14 protein-coding genes are annotated in these 16,495 nt (G+C 66.9%); 4 read left to right on the top strand and 10 right to left on the bottom strand.

Annotation, left to right across the window (positions count from 1 at the left end; all coding sequences use genetic code 11):
* Positions 1 to 290: 290 nt before the first annotated feature.
* The 6 genes from QUV25_RS03910 to QUV25_RS03885 form a co-directional block, all read right to left on the bottom strand.
* Positions 291 to 1,499: an ABC transporter permease gene (locus QUV25_RS03910; protein WP_300861449.1), complete on the bottom strand. Its 1,209-nt coding sequence runs from the start codon at positions 1,497 to 1,499 to the stop codon at positions 291 to 293.
* A 2-nt stretch (positions 1,500 to 1,501) separates the two neighbouring features.
* A complete protein-coding gene (locus tag QUV25_RS03905) occupies positions 1,502 to 2,218 on the bottom strand; it encodes an ABC transporter ATP-binding protein (RefSeq protein ID WP_300861448.1) in 717 nt (238 codons plus the stop codon).
* 206 nt (positions 2,219 to 2,424) lie between these two features.
* Positions 2,425 to 3,723, bottom strand: coding sequence for an efflux RND transporter periplasmic adaptor subunit (locus tag QUV25_RS03900; RefSeq protein WP_300861447.1), 1,299 nt, complete (start codon positions 3,721 to 3,723; stop codon positions 2,425 to 2,427).
* A 20-nt stretch (positions 3,724 to 3,743) separates the two neighbouring features.
* Positions 3,744 to 5,210 (bottom strand): efflux transporter outer membrane subunit, encoded by a 1,467-nt coding sequence (locus tag QUV25_RS03895; protein WP_300861446.1) that lies wholly within the window; start codon positions 5,208 to 5,210, stop codon positions 3,744 to 3,746.
* 118 nt (positions 5,211 to 5,328) lie between these two features.
* A complete protein-coding gene (locus QUV25_RS03890; protein WP_300861444.1) occupies positions 5,329 to 6,429 on the bottom strand; it encodes a mechanosensitive ion channel family protein in 1,101 nt (366 codons plus the stop codon).
* 21 nt (positions 6,430 to 6,450) lie between these two features.
* Positions 6,451 to 7,938, bottom strand: a complete 1,488-nt coding sequence (locus QUV25_RS03885) for an AMP nucleosidase (protein WP_300861443.1) — start codon at positions 7,936 to 7,938, stop codon at positions 6,451 to 6,453.
* A 45-nt stretch (positions 7,939 to 7,983) separates the two neighbouring features.
* Between QUV25_RS03885 and QUV25_RS03880 the strand changes: the two genes are divergently transcribed.
* Positions 7,984 to 9,288 carry a DUF4010 domain-containing protein gene (locus QUV25_RS03880; RefSeq protein ID WP_300861442.1) on the top strand — a complete coding sequence of 435 codons (1,305 nt, stop codon included), beginning with the start codon at positions 7,984 to 7,986 and terminating at the stop codon, positions 9,286 to 9,288.
* A 66-nt stretch (positions 9,289 to 9,354) separates the two neighbouring features.
* On the opposite strand, the gene gorA is transcribed toward QUV25_RS03880, so the two are convergent.
* On the bottom strand, positions 9,355 to 10,761 hold the full coding sequence (gene gorA, locus QUV25_RS03875; protein ID WP_300861441.1) for a glutathione-disulfide reductase: 1,407 nt from the start codon (positions 10,759 to 10,761) through the stop codon (positions 9,355 to 9,357).
* A 54-nt stretch (positions 10,762 to 10,815) separates the two neighbouring features.
* Between gorA and QUV25_RS03870 the strand changes: the two genes are divergently transcribed.
* A complete protein-coding gene (locus QUV25_RS03870; RefSeq protein WP_300861440.1) occupies positions 10,816 to 11,553 on the top strand; it encodes an SDR family NAD(P)-dependent oxidoreductase in 738 nt (245 codons plus the stop codon).
* 130 nt (positions 11,554 to 11,683) lie between these two features.
* Here the strand turns inward: QUV25_RS03870 and QUV25_RS03865 are convergent, their stop codons facing one another.
* The gene (locus QUV25_RS03865; protein WP_300861439.1) at positions 11,684 to 12,538 is read right to left on the bottom strand and encodes a 3-hydroxybutyryl-CoA dehydrogenase; all 855 of its coding nucleotides are present in this window, start codon (positions 12,536 to 12,538) and stop codon (positions 11,684 to 11,686) included.
* A gap of 260 nt (positions 12,539 to 12,798) precedes the next feature.
* On the opposite strand from QUV25_RS03865, the gene QUV25_RS03860 reads away from it, so the two are divergent.
* Both QUV25_RS03860 and QUV25_RS03855 read left to right on the top strand, forming a co-directional pair.
* On the top strand, positions 12,799 to 14,475 hold the full coding sequence (locus QUV25_RS03860; RefSeq protein ID WP_300861437.1) for a choline dehydrogenase: 1,677 nt from the start codon (positions 12,799 to 12,801) through the stop codon (positions 14,473 to 14,475).
* Positions 14,472 to 14,774, top strand: a complete 303-nt coding sequence (locus tag QUV25_RS03855; RefSeq protein ID WP_300861436.1) for an antibiotic biosynthesis monooxygenase — start codon at positions 14,472 to 14,474, stop codon at positions 14,772 to 14,774. The genes QUV25_RS03860 and QUV25_RS03855 overlap by 4 nt, the downstream gene beginning before the upstream one ends.
* Before the next feature lie 22 nt (positions 14,775 to 14,796).
* Here QUV25_RS03855 and QUV25_RS03850 read toward each other — a convergent pair whose 3' ends face one another.
* Positions 14,797 to 15,429 (bottom strand): LysE family translocator, encoded by a 633-nt coding sequence (locus QUV25_RS03850; protein WP_300861435.1) that lies wholly within the window; start codon positions 15,427 to 15,429, stop codon positions 14,797 to 14,799.
* A gap of 7 nt (positions 15,430 to 15,436) precedes the next feature.
* A complete protein-coding gene (gene rocF, locus QUV25_RS03845) occupies positions 15,437 to 16,369 on the bottom strand; it encodes an arginase (protein WP_300861433.1) in 933 nt (310 codons plus the stop codon).
* Positions 16,370 to 16,495: the final 126 nt, after the last annotated feature.

The raw sequence follows: 16,495 nt of genomic DNA, 5'->3' as shown, positions 1-16,495 counted from the left end.
TCTCTCGTGCGACAAGTCACTGAACACCAACAGCATAAGCGATGCACAGCGGACTGTCCGCTTCGAGGCGGAATGACCGGCAGCCGCTCCTGGCCGACAGTGTGAGTTCAATAGGCCGCCAGTGAGCTGACTTTCGACGCGCGAGGCCGGTCTGCCCATGGTAGCGGGCGGGGGAATGAAATGTCGGGCGACTGGGACAGATGTGGCCCTGGCTCAGACATCAGCTTTTCTTTGATTGGCCAAGCCGTCGACAGCTGGCCGTTGCCTCAGACGCTGTTGTCTGTGAACACCTACTCGTGTCGCAGCGCCTCGATCGGATCCAGCCGCGCTGCGCGCCGCGCCGGGAAATAGCCGAACAGCACACCGATGGCGGCTGAAAACACGAAGCTCAACAGGTTCACGCCCGGGTTGAACACGTAGGGCACGTCCATCACCGCCGAAAGCCCGATGGACGCGCCGGTGGCGAGCACGATACCGATCAGGCCGCCGATGGCCGCGAGCACCACCGCTTCGATCAGGAACTGCATCAATACCTCGCGCTCCTGAGCCCCAATGGCCAGGCGCAGGCCAATCTCGCGGGTTCGCTCGGTCACGCTGACCAGCATGATGTTCATGATGCCGATGCCACCCACCAGCAGGCTGACCGCCGCGACCGCACCGAGCAGCATGGTCAGCACCCGGGTGGTGCCCGAGAGCGTTTCGCCCAGCTGCTTGGTATCGAGCACGTTGAAGTTGTCTTCGTCGGTGGCGCTGAGTTTGCGGCGCTCGCGCATGAGCTGCGTCAGGCTGGACTTCACGCGCTCGGCATCGCTGCCGTCTTCCATCGACACCAGCAAGGTGTTGACGCGGGTGTTGCCCGTCAGGCGCCGCTGCAGGGTCTTGATCGGCACCAGCACCATGTCGTCCTGGTCGTTGCCGAAGGCACCCTGGCCCTTGGCGCCCAGAACACCGATGATCTCGCACGAAATCTGCTTCACGCGCAGCGCTTCACCCAGGGCTTCCCGATTGCCGAACAGCTCGCGCCGAACCGTCTCGCCGATCAGGCACACGGCAGCACCTGCGCGCAGCTCGTCGCGGGTGAATTCGCGTCCGCTGGCCACGCTCCAGTTGCCGATCTCCAGCCAGGCGTTGGTGCTGCCGGTGACCAGGCTGCTCCAGTTGCGGCCGTTGGCCACCAGGGTCGAGCCGGTGCGTGCCTCCGGGGCCACCGCGGCCACACCACCGATCTGGGTGCCGATGGCCTCGGCGTCGCTTTCTTCAAACGCGGGCGCGCTGCCCCCGCTGCTGCCCGGCCCCATGCGCTGGCCGGGACGAACCTGCAGCAAGTTGGTGCCCAGCCCGGCGATCTGGCTCTGGATCGCCTGCGTGGCGCCATTGCCCAGCGTGACCATGGTGATGACGGCGCTGACGCCGATCACGATGCCGAGCACGGTGAGGAAGGAGCGCATCAGGTTGCGCCGGATCGAGCGCAAGGCCAGCAGCAAGGTGTTGAGCCACATGATCAGGCCTCCGCCTTCGTCGCTTGCAGGGCCAGCGGATGCGGGTTGGCCTCGTCGCTGGCGATCACGCCATCGACAAAGCGCACCACCCGCCGCGCGTAGGCCGCCATTTCTGCTTCGTGGGTGACCATGAGCACGGTGATGCCCTGTTCGGCATTCAGATGCCAGAGCAGCTCCATGATTTCCTTGCTGCGCGCGGTGTCCAGGTTGCCGGTGGGCTCGTCAGCCAGCAGCACGGCCGGCTCGGTGACGATGGCGCGTGCGATCGCCACGCGTTGTTGCTGGCCGCCTGAGAGTTCGCTGGGCGTGTGGTGCTCCCAGCCCTTGAGGCCGACGGCGTCAAGCGCGCGCGCGGCCATGGCGTGGCGCTTGGCGGTGGGCTCTCCGCGGTAGATCAGCGGCAGCTCCACGTTTTCCTGCGCCGAGGTGCGCGCCAGCAGGTTGAAGCCCTGAAACACGAAGCCGAGGTAGCGGCGGCGCAGCAGCGCGCGCTGGTCTCGGCTGAGCGACTGCACCGGCACACCGTTGAACGCGTAGGTGCCGGTGGTGGGTGTGTCGAGACAGCCCAGCGTGTTCATGGCGGTCGACTTGCCTGAGCCGCTGGGCCCCATGATGGCGACGAACTCGCCGCGCTCGATGTCCAGGTCCACGCCCTTGAGCGCCTGGAACGCGGTGGCGCCCTGACCATAAACCTTGGTGATGCCACGCAGGCGGATCAATGGGCCCCCACGCTCCGCCGCTTCGCGGGTCGCTGCCCCCCGAGGGGGCTGATCCGGCTTGGGGCGGCCCTGCGCCGGATCGGTTGGGTCCCCGCGCTCCGCCGCTTCGCGAGTCGCTGCCCCCCGAGGGGGTGCGAATTCAGCTTGGGGCGGTCCGGCGCTGAATTCCCCACGCTCGCGATCATGCGCTTCACGAGCGTTACCGGTCATGGTGTGGCGGCCCGTTGGTCAGTGATCACCGCCAGGCCGGCTTCCAGGCCGTCGCCGCTGACTTCGGTGCTGCGGCCGTCGCTGATGCCGGTGGTCACGTTCAGCGCTGTGGGCTGGCCGTCCTTCAGGATCCAGATCTGGCGCTGACCCGGCGCACGCGGATCGTTGCCGGCCGACTTGCGGGCGCCAGGGCGCGAGGGGCGCGCGAACATGCGGCTCAGGATGCTGGTGCTGCCGACGGTCTGCGCCTCGGCACGGGTGGGGTTGAAGCGCAGCGCGGTGTTGGGCACCAGCAGCACGCCCTGGCGCTCGGTGGCCACGATAGTCGCCGAGGCGGTCATGCCGGGGCGCAGGCTGAGGTCGCTGTTGTCCACCTCCAGCGTGGTCACGTAGGTCACCACGTTGTCGGTTTTGGTGGATCCGAAATCCACGCGCTGGATGGTGGCCGGGTAACGACGCGCGGGGTAGGCGCTGACGGTGAAGCTGGCTTTCTGGCCCGGTTTGACCGCGCCCACGTCGGCTTCGTCCACGTTCACGTGCAGCCGCAGCTGGGTCAGATTTTCTGCCACAGAAAACAGGGTGACGGCCTGCAGCGAAGCCGCCACCGCGTTGCCGGGATCGACCGAGCGCGAGAGCACCACGCCGTCGATGGGCGAGCGGATCGACGCCTTGGACAAATTGGTCTCGTCCGTAGACAGCGCGGCGCGCGCCACCGTCACGTTGGCTTCAGCGCTGGCTTGCGCGGCCAGCGCCCGAGCGACTCCGGCGCGTGCGCTGTCCAGCTCGGCGGCCGAGGGCACCTTGCCACCCGAGAGGCGTGCCACTTCCTCAAAACGCGCCAGCGTGGCCTGCGCCTCCTGCACGGTGGCGCGGCTTTGCGCCAGCTGCGCCTGGGCCGCCGCGAGCGAGGCGCGCGAGCGCTGCACCTGGTCGGTGAACTTGGCGGCGTCGAGCTCCACGAGCACCTGGCCGGCCTGGATGCGGTCGTTCACGTCGACCAGCACGCGCTTGACCGTGCCCGAGAGTTCGCTGCCGATGTTGACCGATCGCGTGGGCTGCAAGGTGCCATTTGCGGACACGGTGAGCGTGAGGTCGCCGGTGCGCAGCGCTTCGGTGACGTAGACCGGCGCCTGGCTGATGGTCTTGCGAGCCTGCCAGACGTAGAGCCCCCCGGCGATCAGCGCCAGCGCCAGCACACCCAGCCAGAGGCTGGGGCGGCGCCACCAGCGCGGCGCGGCGGCGGCGCCGAGCAGGGCTTGCAGTGCGGGATCGGTGGCGGTAGCAGGCTGTTTCATGGGGAGCGATGTGAGCGGGCTCAGCGGGTGGTGGCGGGAGTCTGCCCGCCGGGAAATTCGGTGTTGGCGTCGGGTGTCCACCCACCGCCGAGGGCCTTGTACAGGCGCACGTGGTCGCCGCTGAGGCTGGCCTGGGCGGAGGCGACGCTGTCTTGCGTGGACAGCAGGGTACGCTGGGTGGAGAGCACGGTGGTGAAGTCGATCAGTCCGCTCTGGAAACGCTGGCGCGCCAGCAGGTCGGCATTGGCCGCTGCCTGGCTGGCGGCTTGCAGGCGCGCCAGGCGCTCGCGATTGCCCTGCAGCGACACCAGCGTGTCTTCGACATCCTTCAGCGCGGCGAGCACGGCCGCCCGGTAGGCCGCGCGGGCCTGGTCCAGCGCCGCTTCCTGCGCGCGCACCTGGGCTTCGCTGGCGCCGCCGTCGAACAGCGGCACCGACACGCTGGCCAGCAGGCTGTTGACCACCGAGGCGCCGCTGGTCAGGCCGCTGAGCGTGAGTGCGGACAGGCCCATCGAGCCACTGAGCCTAAAGCTTGGGTAGCGCGCGGCGTCGGCCACCGCCACACGGGCGAGCGCTGCGGACACACGCGACTCGGCGCTGCGCACATCGGGCCGTTGCCGCAAGGTTTCGGTGGGAAAGGCCAGCGCGAGTTCCGCGGGCGCCAGGGGTATGGGCGAGGCTGCGCTGAGCTGTTTCTGGAGCGCGCCCGGCGCTTCGCCGGTGAGCACCGCAAGCGCGTTCATCGCCTGGCTGATGCCGCTTTGCAGGGCGGGCAGCTGGGCGGCGGTCTGTTCGCTCGCGGCCACCGCTTGCTCCACATCCAGCGAAGCGGCCAGGCCCGCCTGGGCACGCCAGCGGGTGATCTGAAGGGTTTCGGTCTGCGCCGCGAGGTTGCTGCGCGCGATCGCCAGTCGCGTTTGCAGGCCGCGCAGCTCGATCAGGTTCACCGCCACTTCGGCGGCGAGCGAGACCTGCACATTGGCCAGGTTGCTGGCGGCGGCGCTCGCGTCAGCTTCGCTGGCGTTGGCGGCACTGCGGTTGCCGCCGAAGATGTCGGGTTCCCAGCTGGCATCAAAACCGGCCTGGAAGTTGTTGCTGGCGTCCTGCGCGCCCGCCTTGCTGCGGCGCGCCGAGGCCGAGGCACCCAGCGAGGGACCGAGCTGTGCCGCCTGCACGTCGCGCTGCGCGCGGGCCTGGGCCAGCGCAGCCTGCGCGCTTTGCACGCTGGTGTTGTTCAGCAAGGCCTGTTCGACCAGCGTGGTGAGCGTCGGGTCTTCAAATCGGGTCCACCATCGGGCCAGGTCGACGGGCGACGCGGTGGCTGAAGCCGGTGCCGCCGTCCATGCGGTGGGCAGGGCGGTGTCGGCGGCTGCCGGCTCCGGGGAACGCAGACTGGCGCAGCCCGAGAGCAGCAGCGCCAGGCCAGTCAGGACCAGCCAGCGCAGGGCGGGATGGGCGGTGTCTGGCGGTTTGGAGGGGCAAGTCATTGGGATAAATGAAGGACGCGGGGCGGGGGTTCAGCGCCATTCTGATGGCGTGACGTGTCCGGTTCGTCAAGCAGAGGTGAAGTTCCTGCGCCAGGGTCGCACCGGCGACCGCAGCCGATCAAGCCTGCGTGGTTTCCGGCTCGGGTGGCTGGGCCAGGTGCAGCGTCTGGGTGGGGAAGGCGATTTCAGCGCCCCGCTTTTCGATGATGCGCCCGATGGCGATCAGCAAGGTCTGCTTGATCGCGTGGTACTCGACCCAGTTGCGCGTCTTGGTGAAGGTGTAGATCATGATGTCGAGCGAGCTGGCGCCAAACTGGTTGAAGTTGACGATCAGGGTCTGCGTGTTGTCGATGTCATCGTGGTCGTGCAGCAGCGTCTTGATATCGGCCACGATGGCTTCCACCTGGTCGAAGTCGTCGTAGCGCAGCCCAATCGTCTCCTTGATGCGGCGGTGGCTCATTCGCGAAGGGTTTTCCACCACGATGGTGGTGAACACCGCGTTGGGCACGTAGATCGGGTTTTTGTTGAAAGCGCGGATGCGGGTATGGCGCCAGCTGATGTATTCCACCGTGCCTTCGATGCTCTTGTCGGGTGAGCGAATCCACTCGCCGACGCTGAACGGCCGGTCCAGGTAGATGGTGAGGCCGCCGAAGAAGTTGGCCAGCAGGTCTCTTGCGGCCAGGCCCACCGCAATGCCGCCCACGCCGCCCAGGGCGAGCAGGGCACCGATGTTGAAGCCCAGCGTCTGCGCCACCGTGATCGCGGTCAGCACAAAGATCAGCAGACGGCCCAGCTTGCTGATGGCGTGCACGGTGGTGACATCGAAGTCCTGACCACCTTCTCGGCCGCGCGCAATCGTGCCGCGCGTGATGTTCGCGATGAAACGCCAGATGAACCAGGCCACGGCGATGATGACAGCCACGTTGCGCGCCTGAACCAGTTCCTCCGCAAAATCGTTGTCGGGCCAATGGGCCAGCAACACACGACCGATCCAGGCCAGCGCCAGGATCCAGATCAGCAGGTGGGCGGGGCGGCGCGCGGCACCCACCAGCGCCTCGTCCCAGACCGTGCGCGAGCGGTCGGCCCAGCGGGCCAGCTGGTTGAACAGCAGGTGCGCGATCTGGCTGAGCAACAGGGCGATGACGACAATGGTCAGCGCCATGGCCAACCAGGCTTCAATGCCGAAGGTTTGGGCGAAAAATGTTCGGATCGTCTGCATGCGGTTTCATGAAAGACGGGATTACTGAAAAGCCACTTCGGCAAAGCTGCGCAGCTTGCGGCTGTGCAACTGGCCGGCGCCGCCTTCGCGCAGTCGCTCCACCGCGCGGATGCCGATGCGCAGGTGCTGGTCGACGCGCTCGCGGTAAAAGTGGTTGGCCATGCCAGGCAGCTTGATCTCGCCGTGCAGCGGCTTGTCGCTCACGCAGAGCAGGGTGCCGTAGGGCACGCGAAAACGGAAGCCGTTGGCGGCGATGGTGGCGCTCTCCATGTCGAGCGCGACCGCACGGCTCTGGCTAAAGCGGCGCTGGGGCGTGTTGTCGGGCAGCAGTTCCCAGTTGCGGTTGTCGGTGCTGGCCACGGTGCCGGTGCGCATGATGCGCTTGAGTTCCTGGGTGGGCACGCCGGTCACGTCGGCCACTGCGGCCTCCAGCGCGAGCTGGATCTCGGCCAGCGCGGGAATCGGTACCCACAGCGGCAGCTCTTCGTCGAGCACATGGTCTTCGCGCACATAGGCGTGGGCCAGCACGTAGTCGCCGAGCTGCTGCGTGCTGCGCAGGCCGGCGCAGTGGCCGATCATGAGCCAGGCGTGCGGACGCAGCACAGCGATGTGGTCGGTGATGGTCTTGGCGTTGGACGGGCCCACGCCGATGTTGACCAGGGTGATGCCGCTGCGGTCGGCACGCATCAGGTGGTAGGCCGGCATTTGTGGCAGCCGGGGCGGCGTGGCGCCGAGATCGTCGCCTGCTTCTGGCGGCAGGTCCGCGCGCCGGGTCACCACATTGCCGGGCTCAATGAATGCGGTGTATTCGCTGGCGGGATTGGCCATTTCCGCATGGCCCAGTTTGATGAATTCGTCGATGTAGAACTGGTAGTTGGTGAACAGCACGAAGTTCTGGAACCAGTCGGGCGCTGTGCCGGTGTAGTGGCGCAGGCGCTGCAGCGAATAGTCGACCCGCGGCGCGGTGAACAACGCCAGCGGCTGCGCCTCGCCCCCACGGGGCTCGTGTGTGCCGTTGGCGATGCCATCGTCCATGGCGGTGAGGTCGGGCAGGTCGAACACGTCGCGCATGAGGGCGCGGCGCTCGGCGCCGAGCTGGCCCTCCACATGCTCATGATCGGCGAACGAGAAATGGATCGGGATCGGCTGGGCGCTGATGCCCACCTCCAGCTCGCCGCCGTGGTTGGCCAGCAGCAGGCTGAACTGCTCCAGCAGATAGCCGCCGTAGAGGTCGGGTCGGGTGATGGTGGTCTCGAAGCGGCCAGGGCCCGCGACGAAGCCGTAGCTCAGGCGCCCAGAACCTCTGTGGGAGGCGCTCTGGGTGTGCAGGCGGACAAACGGATAACACGCGCGCACGCGGCTGCCATTGAAGTCGTCACCCGCCACAAAGCTTCGCATGGCGGCGCGCAGATGGTCCACGGCGCGCTGGTAAATCGCCTGTACCTGAGCCAGGGCGGCGGCTGGATCGCGGTAGAGGACCGGGGCGGTAAAGTCAGGTGTCTTGTGCATGGCGACTATTGTGACCCTGCACCGTGACACCCTTGACTTGACAGGATGTTCGACGCCGTTCCTTCGTTTTTGCCACCACCGGCCGACCTGGCGGGCGCGGTCGCTGCGCTCGCCTCGGCCCTGGGCTGCGGTCTGCTGGTGGGCATCGAGCGCGAGCGGCGCAAGGGCAGTGGCCCGGGCCGGGCATTTGCCGGCCTGCGCACCTTTGCGCTCAGCAGCGTGTTGGGTGCGGTGGCGGCGCTGACCGCGTTGCCGGGGCTGGTCGTCACAGGCGCCTTGCTGGTCGCCGCGCTGAGCCTGGTGGCCTACTGGCGAGACCGATCCGACGATCCGGGTGCCACCACCGAAATCGCGCTGCTGCTCACCTACCTGATCGGCGTGTTGTGTGTCTGGAGCCTGCCGCTGGCCGCTGGGCTGGCGGTGGGGCTGACCGGGGTGCTGGCCGGGCGCGACGCGCTGCACCGGTTTGCCAGCCACTGGCTGCGGCCGGGCGAGGTGCGCGACGGCATCATCCTTGCCGCGCTGGTGCTGATGGCGCTCCCGCTGGTGCCCGACCGGCCTCTGTGGGGCCCGGTGCTCAACCCCTATGTGATCGTGCAGTTGCTCGCGCTGTTGCTGGCGGTACAGTCGCTCGCGCACCTGAGTCGCCGGCTCCTGCAGGCGCGTGAAGCGGTCGCGTTCTCGGCCCTGGCCTCGGGCTTCGTGTCGAGCACCGCCACCATCGCGACCCTTGGTCTGGCTGTGAGAGAAGAGCGATCCGGCGCGCGGCTCATGGCTGGAGGCGGCCTGATGTCCTGTGTGTCCACGCAGCTGCAGGTGCTGCTGGTGGCTGCCGCGGTGCAGCCGGCCTGGCTGGCGGTGCTGTGGTTGCCCACGTTGAGTGCGGCCTTGCTCGCGGCCGCCTGGGCCTGGTGGCTGGTGCAGGGTGCGCCGCCCGAATCGGCCGAAGGCGTGGGGTCGAGTCCGCGCATCGAAGGTCTGCCCGGTCGGAGTGATGACCGCATGTTCAGCCTCTGGGGTGCGGCCGCCGTGGCCGGGTTGCTGGCTGGCATTCAGGCGCTGGTGCATGGGCTGGACCTGTGGCTGGGGCAAGCCGGCCTGATCGCCGGCACCCTGATGGCTTCCCTGGCTGATCTGCACGCTGCGCTGGCGGCCGTGTTCGCGTCATCCGGTGCCGAGCCCGGTCTCGCATCTGCCATTCCCGTGATGGGCGCGTTGGCGGTTCACGCGCTCAGCAAAAGCGTCACGGCTGGCCTGGTGGGGCGCTGGCGCTACCTGCGCTGGCTGGCGCCCGGGCTCTGGGCACACACCGCGCTGGGTGTGGCGCTGATCGGGTGGCTGATGGCCTGAAGGGGCGCAGCGGGGAGTCGCGGGTTGCGTTCGCAGAACGTACGTGGCGCGCGGGGGGGCAACGCTTCAGTTCCGAATGGGTTCTCGCATCGTCACGAATTCTTCCGCTGCCGTGGGGTGGATGCCGATGGTGCTGTCGAACACCGCTTTGGTCGCGCCCGCCTTCATGGCCACCGCGAAACCCTGCACGATCTCGCCCGCGTCGGGGCCGACCATGTGAAGGCCGACCACGCGGTCGCTGGCGCTGTCCACGACCAGCTTCATCAGTGTGCGTTCGCTGCTGCCCGAGAGCGTGTGTTTGAGCGCCCTGAACTCGCTGCGAAACACCGTGATGGCGCCGAACTTCTCACGCGCCTTCTCTTCGCTGTGACCCACGGTGCCGATGTTGGGGTGGGTGAAAACGGCGGTGGGGATGAAGTCGTAGCTCATGTCCCGCCGGGGCTTGCCGGCGGCCGGGCCAAACAGCTGGTCCACCACCACCATGGCTTCGCCCAATGCCACCGGCGTGAGCTGCACACGGTTGGTGACGTCGCCCACGGCATAGATGTGGGGAACGTTGGTCTGGTACTGCGCATTGACGACTACCTCACCCTGGCCACCTTGAGCCACGCCCACGGTGTCCAGCCCCAGCCCCTTGACGTTGGGCACGCGGCCGGTGGCGTAGAGCACGGCGTCGACCATGACGGTGCTGCCGCCTTCGCACTCGACAGCCAGGCCATCGGCGGTCTTGCGCACGTCAACCACGTCGGCGTTGAGCCTCAGGTCCACGCCCGACTTGATCATCTCGCCTGCGACGAAGTGTCGGATCTCGTTGTCGAAGCCGCGCAGCACTTGTTCGCCGCGGTAGAGCTGAGTCACCTTCGCACCCAGCCCGTTGAAGATGGAGGCGAACTCGCAGGCGATGTAGCCGCCGCCCACCACCAGCAGGCGCTGGGGAAAGGGCTCCAGATCAAACACCTCGTTGGAGGTGATCACGTGTTCGCGCCCCTGGAAGTGCGGCACGTAGGGCGTGCCGCCGGTAGCGATCAGGATGTTTTTCGCGGTGAAGTGCTGATGACCGGGGCTGCCATCTGCGTGCAGAGTGGCGAGGGTGATGGCTTGTTCGCCGTCGATGCGCGCAAATCCGTTGAAAACCGAAACGCCCGAGCCGCTCAGCAGGTTGCTGTAGACGCCGTTCAAGCGTCCGATCTCCTTGGCCCGGTTGGTCTTGAGCGTGGACCAGTTGAGCACAGGCGCCTCACCTTCCCATCCGAACCCGGCGGATTCGTGAAAGCTATCGCCGTAGTGCGCTGCGTAGCTGTACAGCTTCTTGGGGATGCAGCCCACGTTGACGCAGGTGCCGCCGAGGCCGTCGGTGCCCAGCATCTCGGCCAGTGCCACGCGGGCACCCCGTTGCGCCGCCATGCGCGCGGCGCGCACGCCTCCGCTGCCGCCGCCAATCACGAAGAAATCGAAGTCAAATGATGAAGCCATGTCCAGAAGTCCTTGTGTGATGCCTTGATGGTAGTTTGCTCCCACAATCGGTGCATGAACACGCTTCAAGACGCCGTTGAAAAGCCTGGCTTGTCGATCGTTCTCGGTGGCACCGGCGGTCTGGGCGCAGCGTTGGTGCAAGGTCTGCGCGAAAGGGGGGAGACCGTGCTGGCGATCGGCCGGCGCACCGATCCACCTCTCAATTTCACTCAGCCTGCCTCCATCGCCGCCTGCGCGCAGCGCGTGGCCGATGAGCTGTCGGCCCGCGGTCAGCGTTTGCAACGGCTGATCGTCGCAACGGGGTTTCTGCATGGCGGCACCGCTTCAGGTTCTCGCGCCGAACCCGAGCGCTCCTGGCAGCACCTGGACGCCGATGCACTGGCGCACAGCTTCGCGGTCAACGCCATTGGCCCGGCGCTGGTGATGCGCCATTTCCTGCCGCTGCTGCCTCGGCAAGGGCCGTGTCTGGCGGCCTTCTTCTCGGCCCGAGTGGGCAGCATCGGTGACAACGCGCTGGGCGGCTGGTACGCCTACCGCGCGTCCAAGGCCGCGCTCAACCAGCTGGTGCGCACGGCCTCAATCGAGCTGGCGCGGCGCAACCGCGAGTCGCTCTGCGTGGCGCTGCACCCAGGAACGGTGGATACGCCGCTTTCACAACCGTTTGCCAAGACCGGCTTGACGGTGCGATCGCCCGAGGTGGCCGCAGCCGAGCTGATCGCGGTGATGGATGGCCTCACCGCCAGCCAGACCGGGGGTTTCTACGACCACCAGGGCCAAACTGTGCCGTGGTGAGGCAACAGAGCTGACCGTCAGGCCCACTCGCTTCCGGCGCGCGTGACCCAACCAAAGATGCCGCGGAACTGGCTTTGCCAAGCCGCCAACATCGCCCCCTGGGGGTTGACGCCGAAGGCGGCGCGGGGGGTCAATACGTATACACGCCGCGCCCCGTCTTGCGCCCCAACCAGCCAGCGGCCACCATCTCTTTGAGCAACGGCGCAGGCCGGTACTTGCTGTCGTTGAACTCGGCCATGTAGACGTTCATCACCGCCAGGCACACGTCCAGGCCAATCATGTCGGCCAGGGCCAGGGGGCCGATCGGCTGGTTGGTGCCGAGCTTCATGCCGGCGTCGATGTCTTCCGGCGTGGCCAGGCCCTCGGCCAGCACGAAAAAGGCCTCGTTGATCATGGGCACCAGGATGCGGTTGACCACGAAGCCGGGCGCGTTCTTCACCGTGATCGGCGTCTTGCCCAGGCGCTCGGCCAAGGATTTCACGGCGTCGTGTGTGGCATCGCTGGTCTGCAGGCCACGGATGATTTCCACCAGCGCCATCATGGGCACCGGGTTGAAGAAGTGCATGCCGACGAAGCGGTCGGCGCGCTGGGTGGCCGCAGCCAGCTTGGTGATGCTGATCGAGCTGGTGTTGGTGGCGACGATCACGTCAGCGGCCAGCACGCCGTCGAGCTGTTGCAGGATCTTGATCTTCAGCGCTTCGTTTTCGGTCGCGGCCTCGATCACGAGCTGGGCACCCTTGAGATCGTCGTAGTTCGTGCTGCCTTGAATCAGGGACAGGGCCTTTGCTTTGTCGGCGGCCGTGATCTTCTCTTTCTTGATCAGCCGGTCCAGGCTGCCCGACACGGTGGCCAGACCTTTGTCGATGGCGGTCTGGGCGATGTCGACCATCACCACGCGGATGCCGTTGGTGGCGCAGGCCTGGGCGATGCCGTTGCCCATGGTGCCGGAACCGATGATGCCGACGGTCTGGATGGGGTTGCTCATGAAATCGTGCTCCTGTGGGTGACGGGTGAGGGGATGGCTTGCATTGTGGCGCGGCACGCAAGAGGGCCGACCCAGGGGCAGTCGCCCACGTGTCGACTCTAGGCTGGCACACCTACAGGGGCCAGAAGTGCTGTGCTAACTTGAGAATGATTGTCCTGCCCGTCCTGACGCCCGCCTGAAACGGGTGTGTGCGCGGCAGATGAAAACAAGTGCCTCCGAAGCCCTCGGACAGGAGAGGCCTGACTCTGGAGCAACCCAACATGTACGACTACATCATTGTCGGCGGTGGATCGGCCGGCAGCGTGCTTGCCGGTCGGCTGACGCAAGACCCGACAGTCCGCGTGGCCCTGCTGGAAGCTGGCCCGGCCGACAAAAGCGTGCTCATCCACTGCCCGGCTGGTCTGGCGGTGATGGCGAAGTTCGAGCTCAATGGCTGGGGTTACAACACGGTGCCCCAGCCGGGTCTGAACGGGCGCCGCGGCTACCAGCCGCGTGGCAAGGTGCTGGGTGGCTCCAGCTCCATCAATGCCATGGTGTACGCCCGGGGCCACGCGACCGATTACGACGCCTGGGCGGCGCGTGGCAACCCGGGCTGGTCGTACGCCGATGTGCTGCCTTACTTCAAGCGTGCCGAGCACAACGAACGCGGTGCCGATGCGCTGCATGGCCAGGGCGGCCCGCTCAACGTGATGGACCTTCGCAGCCCCAACCCGTTTCTGTTCGCCTTCATCCAGGCCGGCAAGCAGGCGGGCTACCGGCACAACCCGGACTTCAACGGTCCGGACCAAGAAGGCATAGGCGCCTACCAGGTGACCCACAAGAATGGGGAGCGCTGGAGTGCCGCCAAGGGCTACCTTACGCCACACCTGGGTCGCAGCAACCTCACCGTGATCACCCACGCGCTGACCACGCGGGTGATGGTTGACACCCACAACGGCCAGCGTCAGGCCAAGGGCGTGGAGTACCGAGCAGAAGGTGGGCGGGGCGCCTTGCAGGCCCTGCAGCTCAAGCCGGGCGGCGAGGTGGTGCTGAGCGCGGGCGCATTCGGTTCGCCCCAGCTGCTCATGCTCTCGGGCATAGGCCCGGCCGAGCACCTGCGCAGCCACGGCATCAGCGTGGTGCACGAATTGCCGGGAGTGGGCGACAACCTGCACGACCATCCAGACGTGGTGATCGTGGTGAACGCGCCGAAGGTGAGCGACCTGTTCGGCATCTCGGCGACCGGCACGCTCAAGCTGCTGCGCGGCATCTTCGAGTGGCGCCGTGCGCGCCGCGGCATGCTCACCACCAACTTCGCCGAAGGCGGGGGTTTCATCAAGAGCGCGCCCGATGAGGCCATCCCCGACCTGCAGTGGCACTTTGTGGTGGGCAAGCTGGTGGACCACGGCCGCAAGACGGTGCTGGGTCATGGCTATTCTTGTCACGTCTGCCTGCTGCGTCCCAAGAGCCGGGGCACGGTGCGACTGGTCAGCGCCGACCCGCAGGTGGCGCCCCTGATCGACCCCGCCTTCCTGAAGGACCCCGAAGACATGGCGCGCATGGTGCGCGGCTTCAAGCTCACGCGCCAGATGCTGCATCAGGATGGGTTGACCCGCCACGGTGGCACCGAATCCAAGGCCTCGGCCTCGGCGCAGAGCGATGCGCAGATCGAGCAATTCATCCGCAACCACGCCGACACCATTTACCACCCGGTGGGCACCTGTCGCATGGGACACGATGACGGGGCGGTGGTCGATGCCCGGCTGCGCGTGCACGGTGTGACCGGTTTGCGTGTGGTCGATGCCTCGGTGATGCCGCAGGTGGTGGGTGGCAACACCAACGCGCCGGTGATCATGATGGCCGAGAAGGCGGTCGATATGATGCAGGAAGACCGTGCGGCTGCTGCAGCAGCCACGGCCGCGCCGACCACCCCACAGCCCATGGAGACCATCGCATGATTCTTGAGCACGCCGATATCCGAATCGACCCGGCCCGAGCCGCTGAATTTGAAGTGGCCATCGTCCGCGGGGCGAGCACCGTGATCGCGCACGCCAAAGGCTTCAAGGGCTACAAAGTCAACCGCAGCATCGAGAGTCCAGGTCGCTACATCCTCATGATTTACTGGCAGGCACTGGAAGACCACACGGTGGGCTTCCGCGAGTCGCCGGCCTTCGCCGAGTGGCGCGCCATCGTCGGTCCGTTCTTTGCCCAGCCACCAGTGGTGGAGCATCTGGAACTGGTGGATAGGTCGGCCTGAGAGCCGACCACTGGCCGCCGACTCAGCGCAGGCCGGCGAGTGCGACACCAAAGGCCACGAACACGCTGCCCGCCAGCCGGTTGATCCAGGTGGCCGAGCTGGGCCGCTCTAGCCAACGCCGCGCCCGGGATGCCAGCCAAACGTAGGTCAGCAAGGTGGACGTGGATGCACACAGGCTCACCCCCATGAGCAGCGCAAACTGAGGCCAGAGCGTGCGCGAGGTGTCGATGAACTGGGGAAACAAGGCGCCGAAGAACAGAATGGCCTTGGGGTTGGTGATCGAGACCCACAGGCCCTGCCGCCACAGTCGCAACGCAGACGCAGGGACGGCATCGGTTCCCGATGCGCCCATGCCCTGCGCTCCGCTGTGCGCCCGCAGCATGCGCCAGCCCAGGTAAATCAGGTAGCCCGCGCCCACCCACTTCACGAGCGTGAACATCCAGGGCAGGGTGTGCAGCATCACGCCCAGCCCCAGGATGGAGGCGCCCGCCAGCAGCACCAGGCCAATGACATTGCCCAGTGTGGACATCAGACCAGAGCGAAACCCGCGTGTGGCGCCATTGCGCAGGGCCAGCAGCACGGCAGGTCCTGGCGTGGCTGCAGCCACCCACGCGACCAGCGCGTAGGCAAGCAAGGCATGTGGGCTCACCGCCATGTTTGCCTCACGCGCGCGGCACGCTTTTGCGCATCAGGGTGGATTTGCCGAAAAGGCTCTCGATCAGGTCCACCGCGAGGATCGCCGTGCGGTTGCGCACGTCGAGTGCCGGGTTGAGTTCCATCACGTCCATCGAGGCCAGCCGGCCGGTGTCGGCAATCATTTCCATGCAGAGCTGAGCCTCGCGGTAGGTCGGCCCGCCCGGTACCGTGGTGCCCACGCCCGGGGCGATTTCCGGGTCGAGAAAGTCGACGTCGAAGCTCACGTGCAGGTGGGTGTTGTCGTCCAGCCCGGCCAGTGCCTGCTCCATGGTGTGACGCATGCCCATCTCGTCGATGTAGCGCATGTCGAACACCTCCAGTCCCGCCTGGTGCACCAGGCGTTTTTCGCCAGCGTCCACGCTGCGGATGCCAATCTGGCGCACCACCGACGGTGAAATGGCCGGCGTGGCCCCGCCGATGCCTGTGAGTTCGGCTGGTCCATGGCCGCACAGCACCGCCACCGGCATGCCGTGCACATTGCCGCTGGGTGTGAGTTCGGCGGTGTTGAAGTCAGCGTGCGCGTCGAGCCAGAGCACGCGCAGCTGCTTGCCTTGCTCGCGGCAGTGCCGCGCCACCGCGCTGATGGAGCCGATGCCCAGGCAGTGGTCACCCCCGAGCACCATGGGCAGGTGGCCCAGGCTCAGCGCGGCGTGCATCGCCTCGTGCAGGGTCTGGTTCCACTGCACCACCTCGGCCAGATGCCGGTAGCCCTGTGCAGGGGGTAGCCAGGGATTGGCCGGGCCCATCAGGTTGCCCGCATCGTGCACCTGCAGGCCGTGGCTCTCCAGCACCGCCGTGAGTCCTGCCACGCGCAATGCCTCGGGCCCCATGGATGCGCCTCGGGCGCCAGCGCCGATGTCGGTCGGCACGCCGATCAGGTGGACAGTGGTCTGTTGCATGAAGCCATTGTGGTCGATGCGGTGCAGCAGCACTTGGCCTCGGCGAAAATAGTGGAAGTCCGATTCGCCGGTATCAAACGCAAGGAGTGGTGCAGAGCGATCAGCCCAAGCGTTCAGGCTGGGCAG

The organism is Hydrogenophaga sp. (genome assembly GCF_030373245.1).
Taxonomy (GTDB): Bacteria; Pseudomonadota; Gammaproteobacteria; order Burkholderiales; family Burkholderiaceae_C; genus Hydrogenophaga.
This window is presented reverse-complemented; position numbering and strand designations above follow the sequence as displayed.